Below are 18,199 nucleotides of genomic sequence, written 5' to 3'. Positions count from 1 at the left end.
GAGTTCCCCCGACCTCGCGGTCCGGGCGGAGTCGCCCGGGCCGGGCGGCCTCGCCCGGTCCGGACGACGCCACCCCAGGGTCGTGGCGTCACCCTCGCGGCGTGGCCAGGGTCGCGGGCGGCGCAGCCGTCACGTCGCGGCGCCCCCGCTCTGCCGCGCTCCGCGCGCACTCCCGAGCCCCGCGGCCCGCCAGCGCCCGGCGACCACCTCGCGGCCTCTCAGAGCCCGGCGACCGCCCCGCGGCCCGTCAGAGCCCGGCGACCGCCTCGCGGTACGCCGCGAACGGCCGGGCCCGCCCGGCGTCGTGCACGAGCGACCACCGCACCGTCCCGCTCGCGTCGAGCAGGAACGAGCCGCGCCGCGCGAACCCGTCGACCTCGTCGAACACACCGAACGCGCGCGCCGCGGCGCCGTGCGGCCAGAAGTCCGACAGCAGCGGGAACGTGTACCCGTCCTGCTCGGCCCACGCGCGCAGCGCGAACACCGGGTCGCAGGACGCCGCGAGCACCCGCACGCCTGCGTCCGCCAGCTCGGGCAGCCCGGCCTGCAGCTCGGTCAGCTCGGCCGTGCACGTCCGCGAGAACGCGAACGGCACGAACACCAGCAGCGTCGGACGGTCAGCCGGACCGCCGACCGCGACCGGCGCGCCGTGCGTGCTGGTCAGGGTGACCGTGGGGGCGGCATCCCCCGCGGCGAGCGGCCTGCCCGGCCGGTCGGCCGGCACCGACCTCAGCGACCCCGGCCGCGGCTGCCCAGGCGCGTCGCCGACCAGTCCCCCGCGATGGAGAACGTGCTGGTCGCGTGCAGGCCCGCCGTGGTGGCGGCCTCCTGGATGTCGTCGTGGCCGACGTGCCCACCACGCCCCGGCTTGGGGGTGAGGACCCAGATCTGCCCGCCGTCGTCCAGGACGGTCATCGCGTCCATGAGGGTGTCGGCCAGGTCGCCGTCCTCGTCGCGGAACCAGATGACGACGCCGTCCACGACGTCGTCGTAGTCCTCGTCGGCGAGCTCGGTTCCGGTCTGACCCTCCAGGGCGGAGCGCAGGTCCTGGTCGACGTCGTCGTCGAAGCCGAACTCCTGGACCACCTGCCCCGAGGTGAACCCGAGACGACCCGCCCCCTGGGGGGCGTCGCCCGTGCTGGATGTCACGTCCCGACCTGTTCCTTCCGTCCGGGCCACCGCCCCTCGGCGGCGACCAGTCGTCGATCACCGAACGGTAGCCCACCTCACCCCGCCCGCGCGTGGCAAGTGCGGCGCGTCGCGCCGATCCGCACCCGAGCGCACCCCAGGACCCCTCTGACGTGCCCGGACGTGACCCGGGCCACCTCCGCGCACCCCCGCGACCACCCGATCGGGGGCGACTGTCACGGACGTCACGCATCCCAGGGGGCGGACCGGGAGACTTTGACCCCCTCGGCAGCGGACAATGGTCCTACTACCCGCCCTCTGGCACGAGGCACCGGAACGTGGTGCGGACGCCGGTGGGCCGAGATGCGCACCGGGGCCGACCGGCCCCTGACGCGTGGAGAGGCGAGGAGCACTGGTGGCTTCGAAGGACGAGCGCGGGCCGCTCATCAACGGTCTGCTGAGCCAGGTACCGGACGTGGACCCGGAGGAGACCTCCGAGTGGGTCGAGTCCATCGAGGGACTCATCGACGACAAGGGCGGCCCCCGGGCGCGCTACGTGCTGCTGAGCATGCTCAAGCGCGCGCGTGAGCGGAACGTCGCCGTGCCGGCCGACCTGAACACGCCGTACGTCAACACCATCGGCGTGCACGACGAGCCGTACTTCCCGGGCGACGAGGTGCTGGAGCGCCGCTACCGCTCGTGGAACCGGTGGAACGCCGCGGTCATGGTGACCCGCGCGCAGCGCCCCGGCGTCGGCGTCGGCGGCCACATCTCCTCGTACGCGTCGGTGGCGACGCTGACCGAGGTCGGCCTCAACCACTTCTTCCGCGGCAAGGACCACCCGGGCGGCGGTGACCAGGTCTACTTCCAGGGTCACGCCTCCCCCGGCGTGTACGCCCGCGCGTTCCTGGAGGGTCGCCTGACCGAGCACCAGCTCGACGGCTTCCGCCAGGAGATGTCGCACCCGGGCGGCGGCCTGCCGTCCTACCCGCACCCGCGCCTCGCGCCCGACCTGTGGGAGTTCCCCACGGTGTCGATGGGCCTGGGCCCGGCGTCCGCGATCTACCAGGCGTGGACCAACAAGTACCTGCACCTGCGCGGCATCAAGGACACCAGCCAGCAGGACGTCTGGGCGTTCCTCGGCGACGGCGAGATGGACGAGCCCGAGTCGCGCGGCATGCTGCAGCACGCCGCCCAGCAGGGCCTCGACAACCTGACCTTCGTGGTGAACTGCAACCTGCAGCGCCTCGACGGCCCGGTCCGCGGCAACGGCAAGATCATCCAGGAGCTCGAGGCGCAGTTCCGCGGCGCCGGCTGGAACGTCATCAAGGTCGTGTGGGGCCGCGAGTGGGACACCCTGCTCAACGCCGACAAGGACCGTGCGCTGGTGCACCTCATGAACACCACGCCCGACGGCGACTTCCAGACGTACCGCGCCGAGGACGGCGCGTTCATCCGCGAGAACTTCTTCGGGCGCGACCCGCGCACCAAGCAGCTCGTCGAGAAGATGACCGACGACGAGATCTGGGCGATGAAGCGCGGTGGCCACGACTACCGCAAGATCTTCGCCGCCTACAAGGCCGCGCGCGAGCACACCGGCCAGCCGACGGTCATCCTGGCGCACACGGTCAAGGGCTACGGCCTGGGCTCCGGCTTCGCCGGGCGCAACGCCACGCACCAGATGAAGAAGCTCAAGGGTGCCGAGCTCAAGGCGCTGCGCGACTCGCTGCACATCCCGATCACGGACGAGCAGATCGACGAGAACCCGTACCTGCCGCCGTACTACCACCCCGGCCAGGACGACCCGGCGATCCAGTACCTGCAGGAGCGTCGTCGCCAGCTCGGCGGCTACGTCCCCGAGCGCCGCAGCACGCACAAGGAGGTCACCCTCCCCGGCGACAAGGCCTACGAGCTGCTGAAGAAGGGCTCGGGCACCCAGCAGGTCGCCACGACCATGGCGCTCGTGCGGCTGTTCAAGGACCTGGTCAAGGACAAGGAGATCGGGCAGCGCCTGGTCCCGATCATCCCCGACGAGGCCCGCACGTTCGGCCTGGACTCGATCTTCCCGAGCGCGAAGATCTTCAACACCAACGGCCAGAACTACCTCGCCGTCGACCGCGACCTCATGCTCTCCTACAAGGAGTCCGAGGCCGGCCAGATCATGCACACCGGCATCAACGAGGCCGGGTCGGCCGCCGCGTTCCAGGCGGTCGCGACCTCGTACGCCACGCACGGCCAGCCGCTGATCCCGTTCTACTTCTACTACTCGATGTTCGGGTTCCAGCGGACGGCCGACCAGTTCTGGGCGGCCGGCGACCAGATGGCGCGCGGCTTCCTCATCGGCGCGACCGCGGGTCGCACCACCCTGACCGGTGAGGGCCTGCAGCACGCCGACGGCCACTCCCCGCTGTACGCGGGCACCATGCCGCACGTCGTGCACTACGACCCGGCCTACGGGTACGAGATCCGGCACATCGTCAAGGACGGCCTGCAGCGGATGTACGGCGACGACGGGCGCGACCCCGACGTCATCTACTACCTGACGGTCTACAACGAGCCCATCGTCCAGCCGGCCGAGCCGGAGGACGTGGACGTCGAGGGCATCCTCAAGGGCATCCACCTGATCGCGCCGGCCGAGGGCGAGGGGCCGAAGGCCCAGATCCTCGCCTCCGGCGTGGCGGTGCCGTGGGCCCTCGAGGCGCAGCAGCTGCTGGCCCAGGACTGGGGCGTCTCCGCCGCGGTCTGGTCGGTCACGTCCTGGAACGAGCTGCGTCGCGACGCGCTCGCCGCGGACCAGCACGCGTTCCTCAACCCGGGCGAGGAGGAGCGGGTCCCGTACCTGACCGCCAAGCTCCAGGGCGCCGAGGGCCCGTTCGTCGCGACCACGGACTACGACCACCTGGTCGCCGACCAGGTGCGCGAGTGGATCCCCGGCCGCTACGCCACGCTCGGTGCCGACGGGTTCGGGTTCTCCGACACCCGCGCGGCGGCGCGCCGGCACTTCAAGATCGACGGCCCGTCAACCGTGGTCCGCGTCCTGCAGCAGCTCGCCCGCGAGGGCAAGGTCGCCAAGGAGGCCCCGGCCCAGGCGATCGAGCGGTACCGGCTCGACGACGTGAACGCCGGCACCTCCGGCAACGCGGGCGGCGACTCCTGACGCACGGCCCCGGATGACGGACGGGCCCCGTACCTCCTCGGAGGTGCGGGGCCCGTCCGCGTATCGGGTGGCGCCGTGTCAGGCGGTCGTCGGGCGGTTCGCGTGCTCGACGAGCCGGGTCAGCTCGCGGCGCAGCTGCGCGATCGATGCCTGGTCCGGGTAGAGGTCGAGGCTCGCGAGGTGCTGCTTGGCGTCGAGCGGCCGGTCGGCCTCGACGGCGGCGAGCACGAGCTCGCGCCCGGCCTCGGGGTCGTGGTCGCGCGGGTGCCAGTGGCCGGTGCCGAGACCGAGCGCCTCGACCGGGAGCCCGGCCTCGCGCAGCAGCCGCAGCCCCGCGACGAGCGCCCGGCCGGACGGGTCGCGCTCGGCAGCGGTGGTGAGGCGACGCAGCGTCCCCTCGAGGTCGTCGCGCACGGACAGCCGCGCGACCTCCACCAGCGGGTACCAGGCACGCGGGTTGCCGGCGAGCTCCTCGCCCAGCGACCAGACCGCGAGGTCGGCGGCGCGCTGCCGCTCGGCGTCGTCGGCCTCGGCCGTGAGGGGGTCGTCGTCGGAGCCGGTGACGGCGTGCCGGCGGACGATCTCGGCGAGCGCGGCGAACGCCTGCTCGTCGTTGGGGTCGTCGCCGAGGCGGGACCGGAGGGCGTCCTCCTGGGGGACGTCGCCGTGCCGGGTGGCACCCGGGCGGCGGGCGCCCACGCGGGACGCGGGCACGGGCCTGCCCAGGAGGCGACGCAGTCGGGGCAGCAGAGCCATGACGCGACACTAACCGCTGCACTCGTCCCGCACTGGTCGAACGGTGCGCCGCGCCCGGGTCACCGGGGGGTCGACACCGCCCACCTTTGTCGGGTCCCCACAACGGCGCCCTCTATGCTCGGGGCATGCCCGAACCCCGCCCGGCCTCGGCCCCCGCCTCCGCGGACGGCACGTCGCCCGCCCGGACCCGCACCCGGGCCGGTCGGATCGCCACCGCCCCCGACGCCAGCAACGGCGAGACCCTGCGCCGGGTCCGCGAGGGCAGCGGGGTGCTCGCCGCCGCCGCGATGCGCCGCCTGGACGAGGACCTGGACTGGTACCGCGCGCTGCCCGCCGACGACCGCTCGTGGGTCGGCCTGGTGGCGCAGGCCGGCATCAGCGCGTTCGTGACCTGGTTCGCGGACCCCTCCAAGCCGCCGCACGGCGTCGGGGAGATCTTCGCGACCGCGCCCCCGGAGCTCACCCGGTCGATCTCCCTGCAGCACACGCTGCAGCTGGTCCGCGTGGTGGTGGACGTGGTCGAGGCGCACAGCGACCGGCTCGCGGCGCCCGGCGGCGAGCGGGACCTGCTGGAGGCCGTGCTGCGGTACTCGCGGGAGGTCGCGTTCTCGGCCGCCGAGGTCTACGCGCGGGCCGCCGAGGTCCGCGGTGCGTGGGACGCCCGCCTGGAGGCGCTGGTCGTGGACGCGCTGCTGCGCGGCGACGTGGACGACTCGCTGCGCTCGCGCGTCGCGGCGCTCGGCTGGTCCGGGCGCGGCAGCACGCTCGTGGTGGTCGGGACGACGACGTCGCCGCTGGACGACGTCCGGACGTCCGACCTGCGCCGCGCGACCCGCCGGGCGGCGGACGACGCGCTGGTGGGGATCCAGGGGGACCGCCTGGTGGTGTTCCTCGGCGGGACGGGCGACCTGCGGGAGGCGGCGGTGTCGCTGCTCCCCCGGTTCGGACCGGGGCCGGTGGTGCTCGGCCCGACGGGCTCGGACCTGGCGGACGCCGCGCGCTCGGCGAAGGCGGCGCTGGCCGGGCTGGTGGCGGTGCAGGCATGGCCGCAGGCGCCCCGCCCCGTGCTGGCCGACGACCTGCTGCCCGAGCGGGTGCTGGTCGGGGACGACTCGGCGCGCGCGGTGCTGGTGGCGCAGGCGTACGTCCCGCTGCTGGCCAGCACGGGCAGCCTGCTGGAGACGCTGACCGCGTACCTCGCGGCGGGCCGCAGCCTGGAGGCGGCGGCGCGCACCCTCTACGTGCACCCGAACACCGTCCGGTACCGGCTGCGCCGCGTCGCCGAGGTCACCGGCTGGGACCCCCTGGACCCCCGCGAGGCCTACGTCCTCCAGCAGGCCCTGGCGGTCGGCCGCCTGGACCACACCCCCTGAGCGTCCTTCCCGCGAGGTCGAGGGTTTCCGGCGAGGTCGAGGGTTGTGGGCCCGGCTGGCCGCGCAAACCCTCGACCTCGCGGGCCCCGACCCGCGCGGGAGTTGTGGGAGGGGTACAACGTCGGGGGGTGAACCGTGTGCGGGGCGCTACCGGGCAGCACCGGACGTACCGGGCAGAGTGGACGGGTGCTCGCGATCGTCTGCCCCGGACAGGGCGCCCAGACCCCCGGCATGCTCGCCCCCTGGCTCGAGCTGCCCCGCACCGCCGACCACCTGGCGGCCTTCTCGGAGGCCGCGGGCGTCGACCTGACCACGCACGGCACCACGTCGGACGCCGACACCATCCGCGACACCGCGGTGGCGCAGCCGCTGATCGTCTCGACCTCGCTGCTCGCCCTGCGCGCGCTCGAGGACGCGGTCGGCGCCCCGGTCGTCCCGGGTGCGACCTCCGGCCACTCGGTGGGCGAGTTCGCCGCCGCGGCCGTGGCGGGCGTGCTCGGCGACGCCGAGGCCGTCGGCCTGGTGGGCCACCGCGCCCGGTTCATGGCGGAGGCCGCCGCGGCGGAGCCGACCGGCATGACCGCCGTGCTCGGCGGGGACCCGGACGAGGTCGCCGCGGCGCTGGAGGCGGCGGGCGTGTGGCCCGCGAACGTCAACGGCGGCGGCCAGACCGTCGCCGCGGGCTCGCTGGAGGCGCTGGCCCGGTTCGCCGAGAACCCCCCGGCGCGCGCCCGCGTGGTGCCGCTGCAGGTGGCCGGCGCGTTCCACACCCCCTACATGCAGCCCGCGCTGGAGAAGTTCGGTGCCGTCGCGGCGGACTGGGCGAGCGCCGCGCCCCGCACGGTGCTGATCTCCAACGCCGACGGCGCGGCCTACGCCGACGGCACGGCGGGCGCGGACGTCATCGCCCGCCTGGTCGCGCAGATCGCCGCCCCGGTGCGGTGGGACCTGTGCCAGGCCACGCTCGCGGACCTCGGTGTCACCGGCCTGCTGGAGCTCGCGCCGGGCGGTGTCCTCAAGGGCCTCGCGCGGCGTAGCCTGCCCGGGGTGGAGACGGTCGCGATCACCTCGCCGGCCGACCTGCCCGCCGCCCAGGACCTGGTCGCACGCCACAGCGCGACCGCCGACTCCCAGGAGACCGCGAAGTGACCCGCCCCACCCTGACCCAGGCCACCGGCCCCGCCCACACGCGGATCCTCGGCCTGGGCGCCGCCCGCGGCGAGAACGTCGTCCCGAACGACGACCTGGTCGGCCCGATCGACTCGTCCGACGAGTGGATCCGCCAGCGCACCGGCATGGTGACCCGCGTCCGCGCGGGCGCCGACACCGACGTGCTCGACCTGGCCGAGCAGGCCGCCCGGGAGGCGATCGCGAACGCGGGCCTCACCGGCGCCGACATCGACGCCGTCATCCTGGCGACCGTCACCTACTTCCACCAGACGCCGTCGGGCGCCGCGATCCTCGCGGACCGGCTCGGTGCGACGCCGGCCGCCGCGTTCGACGTGTCGGCGGCCTGCGCGGGCTACTGCTACGGCATCGGCCAGGCGGACGCCCTGGTGCGGGCCGGCACCGCCCGCAACGTGCTGGTCATCGGCGCGGAGAAGATGAGCGAGTTCGTCGACCCGACCGACCGCTCCATCTCCTTCCTGCTCGGCGACGGCGCGGGCGCGGTCGTCGTCGGTCCCTCGGACTTCCCCGGTATCGGCCCGACCGTGTGGGGCTCGGACGGCTCGCAGTCGCAGGCCATCCGCCAGACGCACTCCTGGCTCGACACCCGGGACAACGGCGCCGGCTGGCCCACGCTCCGCCAGGAGGGCCCCAGCGTGTTCAAGTGGGCCGTCTGGCAGATGGCGCCGGTCGCGCAGAAGGCCCTGGACGCCGCGGGCGTGACCGCCGACCAGATCGACGCGTTCATCCCCCACCAGGCGAACATGCGGATCATCGACCAGATGATCAAGCAGCTCAAGCTGCCCGAGAACGTCGCCGTGGCGCGCGACATCGCGGACACCGGCAACACGTCGGCGGCGTCCGTGCCGCTGGCGACCGAGCGCCTCTTCCGCGAGGGCCAGGTCAAGAGCGGCGACCTGGCGCTCCAGATCGGCTTCGGCGCGGGCCTCGTCTACGCCGCCCAGGTGGTCGTGCTGCCCTGACCGGGTGCGCGACCGCAGTACCGTTCATCGACCGCACGATCGTCGCCGCACCTCACGGTGGGGCGCAGCACACAACCAAGGAGACACCGATGGCGCACAGCGAGCAGGAGATCCTGGCCGGTCTGGCCGAGATCGTCAGCGAGGAGACCGGCCTGCCGACCGACTCCGTCCTGCCCGAGAAGTCGTTCACGGACGACCTCGACATCGACTCCCTGTCGATGATGACGATCGTCACGCTGGCGGAGGAGAAGTTCGAGGTCCGCATCCCGGACGACGAGGTCAAGAACCTCGCGACCGTCGGCGACGCGGTGTCGTTCATCAACAACGCCCAGGCCTGATCCGCACCGACCGGGGGTCCGCGCCGCACGCCGGCCCAGCCGGCGTCGTGGGAGCCCAGCGCTTCCCGCGGCGCGGACCCCTGGTCGCGCCCGGACCCGTCCCGGACGCACCCCGCGCGGGCTCGCCCCCGTCGCACCAGCCGTACCCGTACCGCCCGACACACCCTCAGGAGCAGCGATGAGCACGCGAGTCGTCGTCACCGGACTCGGCGCCACGACCCCCCTCGGCGGGGACGTGCCCACCACCTGGCAGGCCGCCCTGGCCGGCACCTCGGGCGCACGGAAGCTCGACAACGACTGGAGCGAGAAGTACGGCCTGCCGGTCGACTTCGCCGCCACCCTCGCGGTCGCCCCGGAGGAGGTCCTCCCCCGGCCCGAGATGAAGAAGATGGACCCCTCGGCGCAGTACGCGATGATCGCGTCCCGCGAGGCCTGGGCCGACGCCGGTGCGCCGGAGGTCGACAAGGACCGCCTCGGCGTCGTGGTGTCCTCCGGCATCGGCGGCATCTGGACCACGCTGGACGCGTGGGACACGCTGCGCGAGAAGGGCGCCCGCCGCGTCCTGCCGATGACCGTCCCCATGCTCATGCCGAACTCGCCGTCCGCGTACGTCGAGCTGGAGTTCGGCGCCCGCGCCGGGGCGCACGCCCTGGTGTCGGCCTGCGCGTCCGGCGCCGAGGCGATCGGCTACGCCGTGGACATGATCCGCAGCGGCCGCGCCGACATCGTCATCGCCGGTGGCACCGAGGCCACCATCCACCCGATGCCGATGGCCGCGTTCGCCGCGTCCCGCACCCTGTCGACCCGCACCGACGACCCGGCGCGCGCGTCGCGTCCGTACGACGTGGACCGCGACGGCTTCGTGATCGGCGAGGGCTCCGGCATCGTCGTCCTGGAGTCCGAGGCGCACGCCGCCGCCCGCGGCGCCCGCGTGTACGCGGAGATCTCCGGCGTCGGCCTGTCGTCCGACGGCTACCACATCACCTCCCCCGAGCCCACGGGTCGCGGCCAGATCGCCGCGATGCGGATGGCGCTGAAGGAGGCGGGTATCGCCGCGGCCGACGTGAAGCACGTCAACGCGCACGCCACGTCCACCGTGGTCGGCGACCTCATCGAGGCGCGCGGCGTCCGCGAGGTCCTGGGCGACGCCGCCGACGGCGTCGTGCTCTCGGCGACCAAGTCGATGACCGGGCACCTGCTCGGCGGCGCCGGGGCGCTGGAGACGGTGTTCTCCGTCCTCGCGGTCCGCGACCGGCAGGCGCCCCCGACGATCAACGTCGAGAACCCCGACCCGGAGATGGTCCTCGACCTGGTCCGGGACACCCCGCGCGCGCTGCCCGACGGCGACGTGGCGGTCATCAACAACTCGTTCGGCTTCGGCGGGCACAACGTGGCCCTGGTGGTCACGAACGCCTGACCCGGGCGCGACCTCACATCCGGGGCCGCTGCGTCGTCATTCCTGCGACCGGACAGGAAGGGGTCGCAGCCGTGAAGCACATCGTCGTCGTCGGTGGTGGGTACGCCGGGTTCTACGCCGCGTGGGGGCTCGAGAAGAGGCTCCGTCGTGGCGAGGCGCGGGTCACCGTCATCGACCCGCGCCCGTACATGACGTACCAGCCGTTCCTCCCCGAGGTGGCCTCGGGGTCGGTGGAGGCCCGGCACGCCACCGTGCCCCTGCGCCGCCACCTGCGCCGCACGCGCGTGCTGGCCGGTGCCGTGACCCGGATCGACCACGCAGCCCGGACGGTCACGGTGGCGCCCCGGGACGGCCGCCCGTTCGACCTCGCCTACGACGTGGTCGTCGTGACCGCGGGCGCCGTCACCCGCACGCTGCCGATCCCCGGGCTGGTCGAGGAGGCCATCGGGCTGAAGCAGGTCGAGGAGGCCGTGGCCGTCCGCGACCACGTCCTGACCGCGTTCGACCGGGCGGCGGTCCTGCCCCCGGGGCCGGAGCGGCGGAGGTTGCTGACCTTCACGTTCGTCGGCGGCGGGTTCTCCGGCGTCGAGGCGTTCGGCGAGACCCTGTCGCTGGCGACCTCGCTCCTCGGGTCGTACCCGGAGCTCGGGCCGGACGACCTGGCGTTCCACCTCGTCGAGGCCCGCGACCGGATCCTGCCGGAGGTCACCGACGGGCCCGGGGCCTGGGTGGTGCGGCACCTGCGCGGGCGTGGCGCCCGCGTGCACCTCGGGGCGCAGCTGCGGTCCGCCGTGGGCGGCCACGTCGTGCTCTCCACCGGCGAAGAGTTCGACAGCGGCCTCGTGGTCTGGACCGCCGGGAACGCCGCGAACCCGGTCGTGAGCCGGCACACCGACCTGCCCGTCACGGACCGGGGCCTGGTGCGGGTACGCGCCGACCTGCGCGTCGAGGACGCGGACGGCGCCGTGGTGCCGGACGCGTGGGCCGCGGGTGACGACGCGGCGGTCCCGGACCTCACCGGCGCACCCGGGGCGCTGACCGTCCCGAACGCGCAGCAGGCCGTTCGGCAGGGCCGGCTGCTCGCCGCGAACCTCGTGGCGACGCTGCGGGGCCGCCGTCCCCGGGACTACGTGCACCACAGCCTCGGCGTCGTCGCGACGCTGGGCCGGCACCAGGGCGTGTTCCAGTACCGGCGGCTCGTGCTCACCGGACTGCCGGCGTGGCTCGCCCACCGCGGTTACCACGTCCTGGCCGTGCCGACCTGGGAGCGCAAGCTCCGCGTCCTGCTGGTCTGGCTCGGCGCCGCGCTCGGCGGCCGGGACATCGCCTCGCTGGGCGCCGTCGTCGACCCGCGGCGCGCGTTCGTCACCGGCGGCGCCCCGGAGCTCGCGCTGACCCGGGACGACGCCGCGGACGCGGACCGGCCCGTCGACGCGTCGACGACCCCGGCGGACCGTGCCACGATCGCCGCAGCATGACGGGCGACGGAGAGGACACACGGACCGTGAGCGACCTCGACCCCGCCGACGGACCCGTCGGGGTCGGGGACGCTGTGCTCGCCGAGCGCCGCCGGCTGCTCGCCATCGGCTACCGGATGCTCGGCACGCTCGCCGAGGCGGAGGACGCCGTCCAGGAGACCTACGTCCGCTGGTACCGCATGACGGACGCGGAGCGTGCCGCCGTCCGCAACCCGCAGGGCTGGCTCACCCGGGTCATGAGCCGGGTGTGCCTCGACGTGCTGGGCTCCGCGCGGGCCCGCCGGGAGCGGTACGTCGGCGAGTGGCTCCCCGAGCCCGTCCCCGCCGACCTGTTCTCCGGTGCGGCCGGCCGCGCTCCGGCACCGGACGACGGGGACCCGTTCGACCGGGTCTCCCTCGACGAGGAGGTCAGCACCGCCCTCCTGGTCGTGATGGAGGCCATGACGCCGGCGGAGCGCGTGGCGTTCGTGCTGCACGACGTGTTCGCCCTGCCGTTCGACGAGATCGCCGAGGCCGTGGGCCGCAGCCCGGCGGCCGTCCGTCAGCTCGCGACCTCCGCCCGGCGGCGGGTCCGGGCACACGACGCCCCCGGGCGCGGCACCCGCGAGCACGACGACGTGCTGGCGGCGTTCGTGGCCGCGGCCACGGGCGGGGACCTCGCCGCCCTCACCGGGCTGCTCGACCCGTCGGTGACGCTGCGGGCGGACGGCGGCGGTGTCGTCAGCGCCGCGCGGCGGCCGGTGCTGGGCGTCGACCACGTCGCCCGGTTCGTGCTCGGCATCCTGCAGAAGCGGCCGACGGCGGTCCTGGCCGCCCGGCGCACGGGCGACGGCCTGGCGTTCGCCCTGGAGGACGAGGGCCGGGTCCAGGCGCTGGTCAACGCCCGGGTGCGCGACGGCCGGATCACCGACCTGTGGCTGCAGGTCAACCCCGGCAAGCTCACCACCTGGTCCGCCTGACCTCACACCCGCCGGCGCTGCGTCGTCATCCTCCCGAGGCCGGCAGGGCGCCGGCCGGGAGGGATCACCATGCGGATGCTCGTCGCCGGAGGCACCGGCCACGTCGGGAGCCGGCTGACCGCCCGGCTCCGGGAGCTGGGGCACGACGTCGTCGTCGGATCGCGGGAGGACGGGTTCGACCCCGTGACCGGCGCCGGGGTCGGGGACGCCGTGCGGGGCGCGGACGTCGTCGTCGACGTGCTCAACACGCCCGAGATGGAGGCCGCGGCCGCGACGGCGTTCTTCCGCGGGACCACGGAGCGGCTGCTCGCCGCGGAGCTCAGCACCGGTGTCCGGCACCACGTGCTGCTCTCCGTCGTCGGGGCGGACCGCGCCCTTGCGAACGGGTACTACGCGGGCAAGGTGGCGCAGGAGGACGCCGTGCGGGAGGGCGACGTCCCGTTCACGGTCGTGCGGGCCACGCAGTTCCACCACTTCGTCCCGTCGATCGCGGACTGGCTCACCGTCGACGGGACGGTGCACGCGCCGGGGACGCTGCTGCAGCCCGTCGCGGTCGAGGACGTCGTCGCGCTGCTCGCCGACGTCGCGGAGGGGCCGGCCCTCGGCGACACGGTCGACCTCGCCGGGCCCGACCGGTTCCGGCTCGACGACCTGCTCCGCGCGACGCTGGCCGAGCAGGGTGATCCGCGCGTGGTGCGGACGGTCGACGGCACGGCGCTGGGCGCGGAGTCCGGCGACGCGCTGGTCCCGCTCGGTGCGTACCGCCGGGGCGCGCGGCCGTACCCGGTGGCCGGGGTGCCGGTCGCGGGGTGAGCCCGCCCCGGCGCGACGGACTCGCCGGGCCACTGCGGACCCGGCGGCGGGCTCCGCCGCCGGGCCCGCTCAGTACCCGCTGAACGCGTCCGTCCGCACCCGCCGCACCCCGGCCCCGCGCAGCAGCGCCCGCGTGTGGTCCACCATCGCGGGCGGTCCCGACGCGTAGGCGTCGCGCCCCGCGAGGTCCGGCACCGCCTCGGCCAGCAGCTCCGGTGTGAGCCGCCGCGCCCCGAGGTGCACGGCCCCGGCGGGCAGCCCGTCGGCGTCCGGCGTCGGCGAGAGCACGAGCACCCGCGCCCCGGCGGCCGCCGCCACGTCCGCGTAGGCGAGGTCCGCGTGGTCGGTGACGGCGTGCACGAGCACGACGTCCCGCCGCTCCCCCGCCGCGACGAGGGCGGCGAGCTGGCTCGCGAACGGTGTGACGCCGATGCCCCCGGCCACGAGCAGCAGGGGCCGCGCGGGGTCGTCGGGCAGCAGGAAGTCCCCGCCGAGCCCGGTCGCCCGAACCCGCGCCCCCACGGGCAGCGACCCGAGCGCGCGCTTGAACGTCGACGCCCGCTCCGGCACGGTCAGCGCGACCGTGAGCTCGCCGTCGCCCGGCGCCGACGACACCGAGAACACCCGCCGGGTGCCGCGCGCGTCGGGCCGCGGGTGCGGGACGGTGAGCTCCACCCACTGCCCGGGCCGGAACCGCACCGGCCGGTCCGCCCGGAACGCGAGCTCGACCGTGCGGGGCGTGAGCCGCCGCTGCCGGGTGAGCGTGAGGCGCACCGCCCCGCGCTGCCCGAACCCGAACGCCAGCAGGTTGCCGACCAGCAGCGCCGCCTCGGGCGTGCTGTACAGCGGGCCGAGGTGGTACGGCACCGCGAACACCGCGGCGACCACCACGGCCTCCAGCAGCTGCTGCCAGCGGCGCGGCGGCAGGGTCAGCGGCTCGGTGAGCATGACGCCCGCGAGGAACAGGATCGGGTACGACACCAGGGCCGTGCTCACGGCGTCGAGGGCGTCGGCGCCGCCGGTCACCAACCGGATCGCCACGAACGCCGTCGCCGCGACCACGAACGTCCCGACCAGCGCGTACCGGCGGGTCCGCAGCACGATCACGACGACGAGCAGCAGCACCGGGACGAGCAGCCAGCGGTCGGCGACCCACCAGGTCGACGCGTCCCACCCGGTCAGCCCGATCACGAACGCCCCGAGCGCCGCCGGGTTCAGCACGTGCCGTCCCCGCCACGCGAGCAGGTACTTCGACGCGTTCGCGACCACCGCGGCGAGCGCCAGCGTCCCGAGATACCGGGCCTCCAGCGTCGGCCAGAACAGGAACAGCAGGATCAGCCCGGTGATGACCGCCGACTCGGTGTGCGGGCGGGTCCGGCACACCAGCGCCGCACCCCACGCCCCCGCGACCGACGCGCCCACGGCCACCGCCGCGCTGACCAGCACGGCCAGCGGCTCCACGAACAGCACCCCGGTCGCGGCCAGCACCGTCGCGACGGCGGCCAGTGCCAGCAGCCCGATCGTCAGCATCCGGTACATCGTCACGCGGCCCAGCCGCTCGTCCACCCACGCGATCATCGCGCCAGCACCTCCCCGTCCAGGTCCAACGACCAGCGGGCGCTGCCGTCCGCGCGCAGCACCACGTAGCGGACGCCGAACCGGGACGCGACGAGGTCCGGCTCGGCGAAGAACAGCGCGGTCGCGGCCATGTCGGCGACCAGCGCGGTGGGTGCGAACGCCCAGGCGGCGAGCACGTCCCTGGTCGGCAGCCCGGTGCGGGCGTCGACCACGTGGTGCGCGTCGGGCGCCCAGGCGCGCCGGTTCGTCGCCGACCCGCACACGGCGCCCGTCGCGACCCGCACCGTCCCGAGCGCGCGCCCGGTGTCGCGGGGGTCCTCCAGCGCGACCACCAGCGGCTCGGGCACGGACGCGCGCAGGTCCCCGCCCGCGTCCACGACGTGCTCCCGCACGCCGTGCGCGGTCAGCACCTCGGCGACCAGGTCCACGAGGTAGCCCTTGCCGGCGGCTCCCACGTCGAGGAGCGCGGGTCCGCCGAGCGTGACCTGCCCCGGCGCGCGCACCACTGAACCCCAGTCGGGGGCCGGGCGGGTCAGCAGCGCACCCGCGGCGTCCCGCCGGGGCCGCAGCGAGTACGTCGCGTCGTACCCGAGGTCCTCCAGCGCGTGCCCGACCAGCGGGCTCACCGCGCCGTCAGTGCAGCGCGCCGCCACGTCGTACACGTCGAGCAGCGGGCCCGCGTCGGCGGGCAGCGCGTACGTCCCCGCGCCGGAGCGCGCGACCTCGCTCACCCAGGAGTCCGCGCGGAACCGGGACCAGTCCTGGTCGAACCGCCCGATCCGCTCGTGCACCGCCGCGAGCACGGCGGGCGTCAGCGGCTCGGGGGTGTCGATCTCCCAGCGGGTGCCGATCGCCTCGAACGCGGTGCGCGCCCGCGCCTCACGCGGCGGCATCGGCGCGGATCTCCTCGAGCGCCGCGTTGAAGCCGTTGCCGGTCAGCGAGGAGCCGGACACCTTGTCGACGGCGAGGTCCGACAGGTCCGCGCCCACGACCTCGTCGGCGATCCCGGACGCGAACTCGTCCTGGAACCGGGCGGCGTTCCCGCCGCTGGCCTCGGGGGTGACCGTGACGTCGGTGACGACGCCGTCGGCGACGGTGACCTCGACGGAGATCGACTCCTCGCCGCCCGGGGTGTCGTAGGACCCTTCGGCGGTGTAGGTCCCGTCGGCGTACTCCCCCGACGCGGCCGCGCCGTCATCGGCGGCGTCGTCGGACGCGGTGTCGTCGGCGGTGTCCTGCTGCGAGGTGCCGGTGTCCGGGGTGTCGTCGGTCGCGGCGTCCGCGTTGCCGCAGGCGGCCACGGCGACGACCACGGACAGACCGGACAGGACGCCGAGGGTGCGGCGGCGGATCGTGGGGGTCATGGGTCGTGCCTCCTTCGCGGCCCGGCGGGCGGGCGGTGCGGCTCGTGCGGCTGGTGCGGTCGATCCGTGCGGGCGCGCTTGGTCGGCACGCTCGTTGAATGCGATCACATCGCTGACGAGGCACGACGCTAGGGACGCTCCCTGCGAATCACCTGGGAACCCCACGTGCGCGCCCCCAGCATGCAGCCCACGACGACCCCCCGCACCGCGAGCACCCCCACATCACCCGCTCCGGAGCGGGTGATGTGGGGGTGCAGCGCGGCCTCCCCCCAGGCCCGCGCTCATCGGCGCGGGCGGGGACGGAGTCGTCCTCCGGGAGCGGGCCTCCGCGGGTCAGCCGACGCGGTGGAGCCAGCGGACCGGGGCGCCCGCCCCGGCGTAGCGGAACGGCTCGAGCTCGTCGTCCCACGCCTGACCGAGGGCGAGCGCGAGCTCGTCCTGCATGGTCAGCGCGTCGCCGGTGCCGAGGGCCGCACGGATGCGGTCCTCGGGGACGACGACGTTGCCGTGCACGTCGGTCTGCGCGTGGAAGATGCCGAGCTCGGGCGTGTGGCTCCACCGGGCGCCGTCGGAGCCGTGGCTGGCGTCCTCGGTCACCTCGTAGCGCAGGTGGGTCCACCCGCGCAGCGCGGAGGCCAGGCGCGCGCCCGTGCCCTGGGTGCCCTGCCACGAGTACTCGGCCCGGAACATGCCGGGCGCCGCCGGCTGGTCGGTCCAGTCGACGGACATGCGCGTGCCCAGCACGTTGCCCGCTGCCCACTCGAGGTGCGGGCAGAGCGCGCGCGGCGCAGAGTGCACGAAAAGTACACCGCGGGTGATCGCACCTGCCATGTCATTCCTCCCGGATCGGCTCGAGGTTCGCCTTCCCCAACGACCTCGTCCCGTTCCCGGGGTGAACGCACGGACTCGCGGCGTGCTGGACCCAGCATGCCTGATGGGGGCCGGTGCGCACCAGCGCACCGGCCGATCTGTGACGGATGACGACTCGTGCCCGGTTTTCCGTCCCATCCCGTGGGACGGGGGCCGCGCGGGTCGCCCTGGCGTCAGAGGGTCTCGCGGATCGCCCGCATCGCCTTCTTGCGCACGGCGCGGTCCAGGCGGTCGATGTAGAGGTAGCCGTCCAGGTGGTCGACCTCGTGCTGCAGGCAGCGGGCCATGAGCTCGACGCCCTCCACGACGACCTCCTTGCCGTCGAGGTCGGTGCCGACCACGCGGGCGTACCACGCGCGCTTGGTGGGGAACCACAGGTCCGGGACGGACAGGCAGCCCTCGTCGCCGTCCTGGTAGTCGTCGGAGAGCTCGACGATCGTCGGGTTCAGCACGTAGCCGATCTCGTCGTCGATGTTCCAGGAGAAGGCGCGCAGGCCGACGCCGATCTGGTTCGCCGCGAGCCCGGCGCGGCCGTCGTGGTCCACGGTCTCGAGGAGGTCCTCGACCAGCCCGCGGACCCGGGCGTCGATGGTGGTCACCGGCTCGCACGGGGTGCGCAGCACCGGGTCGCCCACCACACGGATCTCTCTCATCGCCATGGGGACGATTGTTCCACGTCCCCGGCACCCGCCGCGGACGGGCGGACCGGCGCGGCGGGGTCGGCGCCCGCGTCGCACCGCGGGCTCAGCGCCCCCGCTGCGCAGCCGCCCGCCACAGGTGCACGGCGGCGTAGGACCGCCACGGCGCCCACGCGGCG

At 74.9% G+C, this 18,199-nt stretch carries 17 protein-coding genes; 9 read left to right on the top strand and 8 right to left on the bottom strand.

Annotated features, from left to right (window positions below):
• Positions 1-247: 247 nt before the first annotated feature.
• Both EBM89_RS08350 and EBM89_RS08345 read right to left on the bottom strand, forming a co-directional pair.
• A complete protein-coding gene (locus EBM89_RS08350) occupies positions 248-724 on the bottom strand; it encodes a redoxin domain-containing protein (RefSeq protein ID WP_233571627.1) in 477 nt (158 codons plus the stop codon).
• A gap of 5 nt (positions 725-729) precedes the next feature.
• A complete protein-coding gene (locus EBM89_RS08345; protein ID WP_122148985.1) occupies positions 730-1,149 on the bottom strand; it encodes a DUF3052 domain-containing protein in 420 nt (139 codons plus the stop codon).
• A gap of 394 nt (positions 1,150-1,543) precedes the next feature.
• On the opposite strand from EBM89_RS08345, the gene aceE reads away from it, so the two are divergent.
• Complete coding sequence (aceE, locus tag EBM89_RS08340; RefSeq protein WP_122148984.1) at positions 1,544-4,285, top strand: pyruvate dehydrogenase (acetyl-transferring), homodimeric type; 2,742 nt, start codon at positions 1,544-1,546, stop codon at positions 4,283-4,285.
• Between the two features lie 78 nt (positions 4,286-4,363).
• Here aceE and EBM89_RS08335 read toward each other — a convergent pair whose 3' ends face one another.
• Positions 4,364-5,041 (bottom strand): hypothetical protein, encoded by a 678-nt coding sequence (locus EBM89_RS08335; RefSeq protein ID WP_122148983.1) that lies wholly within the window; start codon positions 5,039-5,041, stop codon positions 4,364-4,366.
• 125 nt (positions 5,042-5,166) lie between these two features.
• Here EBM89_RS08335 and EBM89_RS08330 point away from each other — a divergent pair, with 125 nt between their 5' ends.
• From EBM89_RS08330 to EBM89_RS08295, 8 genes are all read left to right on the top strand, one after another.
• Complete coding sequence (locus EBM89_RS08330) at positions 5,167-6,414, top strand: PucR family transcriptional regulator (RefSeq protein ID WP_122148982.1); 1,248 nt, start codon at positions 5,167-5,169, stop codon at positions 6,412-6,414.
• A gap of 186 nt (positions 6,415-6,600) precedes the next feature.
• Positions 6,601-7,563 carry an ACP S-malonyltransferase gene (locus EBM89_RS08325; protein ID WP_122148981.1) on the top strand — a complete coding sequence of 321 codons (963 nt, stop codon included), beginning with the start codon at positions 6,601-6,603 and terminating at the stop codon, positions 7,561-7,563.
• Positions 7,560-8,564 (top strand): beta-ketoacyl-ACP synthase III, encoded by a 1,005-nt coding sequence (locus EBM89_RS08320; protein WP_122148980.1) that lies wholly within the window; start codon positions 7,560-7,562, stop codon positions 8,562-8,564. The genes EBM89_RS08325 and EBM89_RS08320 overlap by 4 nt, the downstream gene beginning before the upstream one ends.
• A gap of 89 nt (positions 8,565-8,653) precedes the next feature.
• Positions 8,654-8,902, top strand: coding sequence for an acyl carrier protein (locus EBM89_RS08315; RefSeq protein ID WP_122148979.1), 249 nt, complete (start codon positions 8,654-8,656; stop codon positions 8,900-8,902).
• 178 nt (positions 8,903-9,080) lie between these two features.
• A complete protein-coding gene (fabF, locus tag EBM89_RS08310) occupies positions 9,081-10,319 on the top strand; it encodes a beta-ketoacyl-ACP synthase II (RefSeq protein ID WP_122148978.1) in 1,239 nt (412 codons plus the stop codon).
• A 71-nt stretch (positions 10,320-10,390) separates the two neighbouring features.
• Complete coding sequence (locus EBM89_RS08305; protein ID WP_122148977.1) at positions 10,391-11,797, top strand: NAD(P)/FAD-dependent oxidoreductase; 1,407 nt, start codon at positions 10,391-10,393, stop codon at positions 11,795-11,797.
• Between the two features lie 26 nt (positions 11,798-11,823).
• A complete protein-coding gene (sigJ, locus tag EBM89_RS08300; RefSeq protein WP_233571626.1) occupies positions 11,824-12,756 on the top strand; it encodes an RNA polymerase sigma factor SigJ in 933 nt (310 codons plus the stop codon).
• A 69-nt stretch (positions 12,757-12,825) separates the two neighbouring features.
• Complete coding sequence (locus EBM89_RS08295) at positions 12,826-13,569, top strand: SDR family oxidoreductase (protein WP_122148975.1); 744 nt, start codon at positions 12,826-12,828, stop codon at positions 13,567-13,569.
• Between the two features lie 69 nt (positions 13,570-13,638).
• Here EBM89_RS08295 and EBM89_RS08290 read toward each other — a convergent pair whose 3' ends face one another.
• The 5 genes from EBM89_RS08290 to def form a co-directional block, all read right to left on the bottom strand.
• Complete coding sequence (locus EBM89_RS08290) at positions 13,639-15,147, bottom strand: ferredoxin--NADP reductase (RefSeq protein WP_122148974.1); 1,509 nt, start codon at positions 15,145-15,147, stop codon at positions 13,639-13,641.
• Complete coding sequence (locus EBM89_RS08285) at positions 15,144-16,040, bottom strand: FAD:protein FMN transferase (protein WP_122148973.1); 897 nt, start codon at positions 16,038-16,040, stop codon at positions 15,144-15,146. The genes EBM89_RS08290 and EBM89_RS08285 overlap by 4 nt, the downstream gene beginning before the upstream one ends.
• Positions 16,027-16,512: an FMN-binding protein gene (locus tag EBM89_RS08280; RefSeq protein ID WP_122148972.1), complete on the bottom strand. Its 486-nt coding sequence runs from the start codon at positions 16,510-16,512 to the stop codon at positions 16,027-16,029. The genes EBM89_RS08285 and EBM89_RS08280 overlap by 14 nt, the downstream gene beginning before the upstream one ends.
• A 333-nt stretch (positions 16,513-16,845) precedes the next feature.
• Positions 16,846-17,343: a DUF3145 domain-containing protein gene (locus EBM89_RS08275; RefSeq protein WP_122148971.1), complete on the bottom strand. Its 498-nt coding sequence runs from the start codon at positions 17,341-17,343 to the stop codon at positions 16,846-16,848.
• Between the two features lie 212 nt (positions 17,344-17,555).
• A complete protein-coding gene (gene def / locus EBM89_RS08270; protein WP_122148970.1) occupies positions 17,556-18,041 on the bottom strand; it encodes a peptide deformylase in 486 nt (161 codons plus the stop codon).
• Positions 18,042-18,199: the final 158 nt, after the last annotated feature.

It is taken from the genome of Cellulomonas triticagri (genome assembly GCF_003696205.1).
Taxonomy (GTDB): domain Bacteria; phylum Actinomycetota; class Actinomycetes; order Actinomycetales; family Cellulomonadaceae; genus Cellulomonas; species Cellulomonas triticagri.
This window is presented reverse-complemented; position numbering and strand designations above follow the sequence as displayed.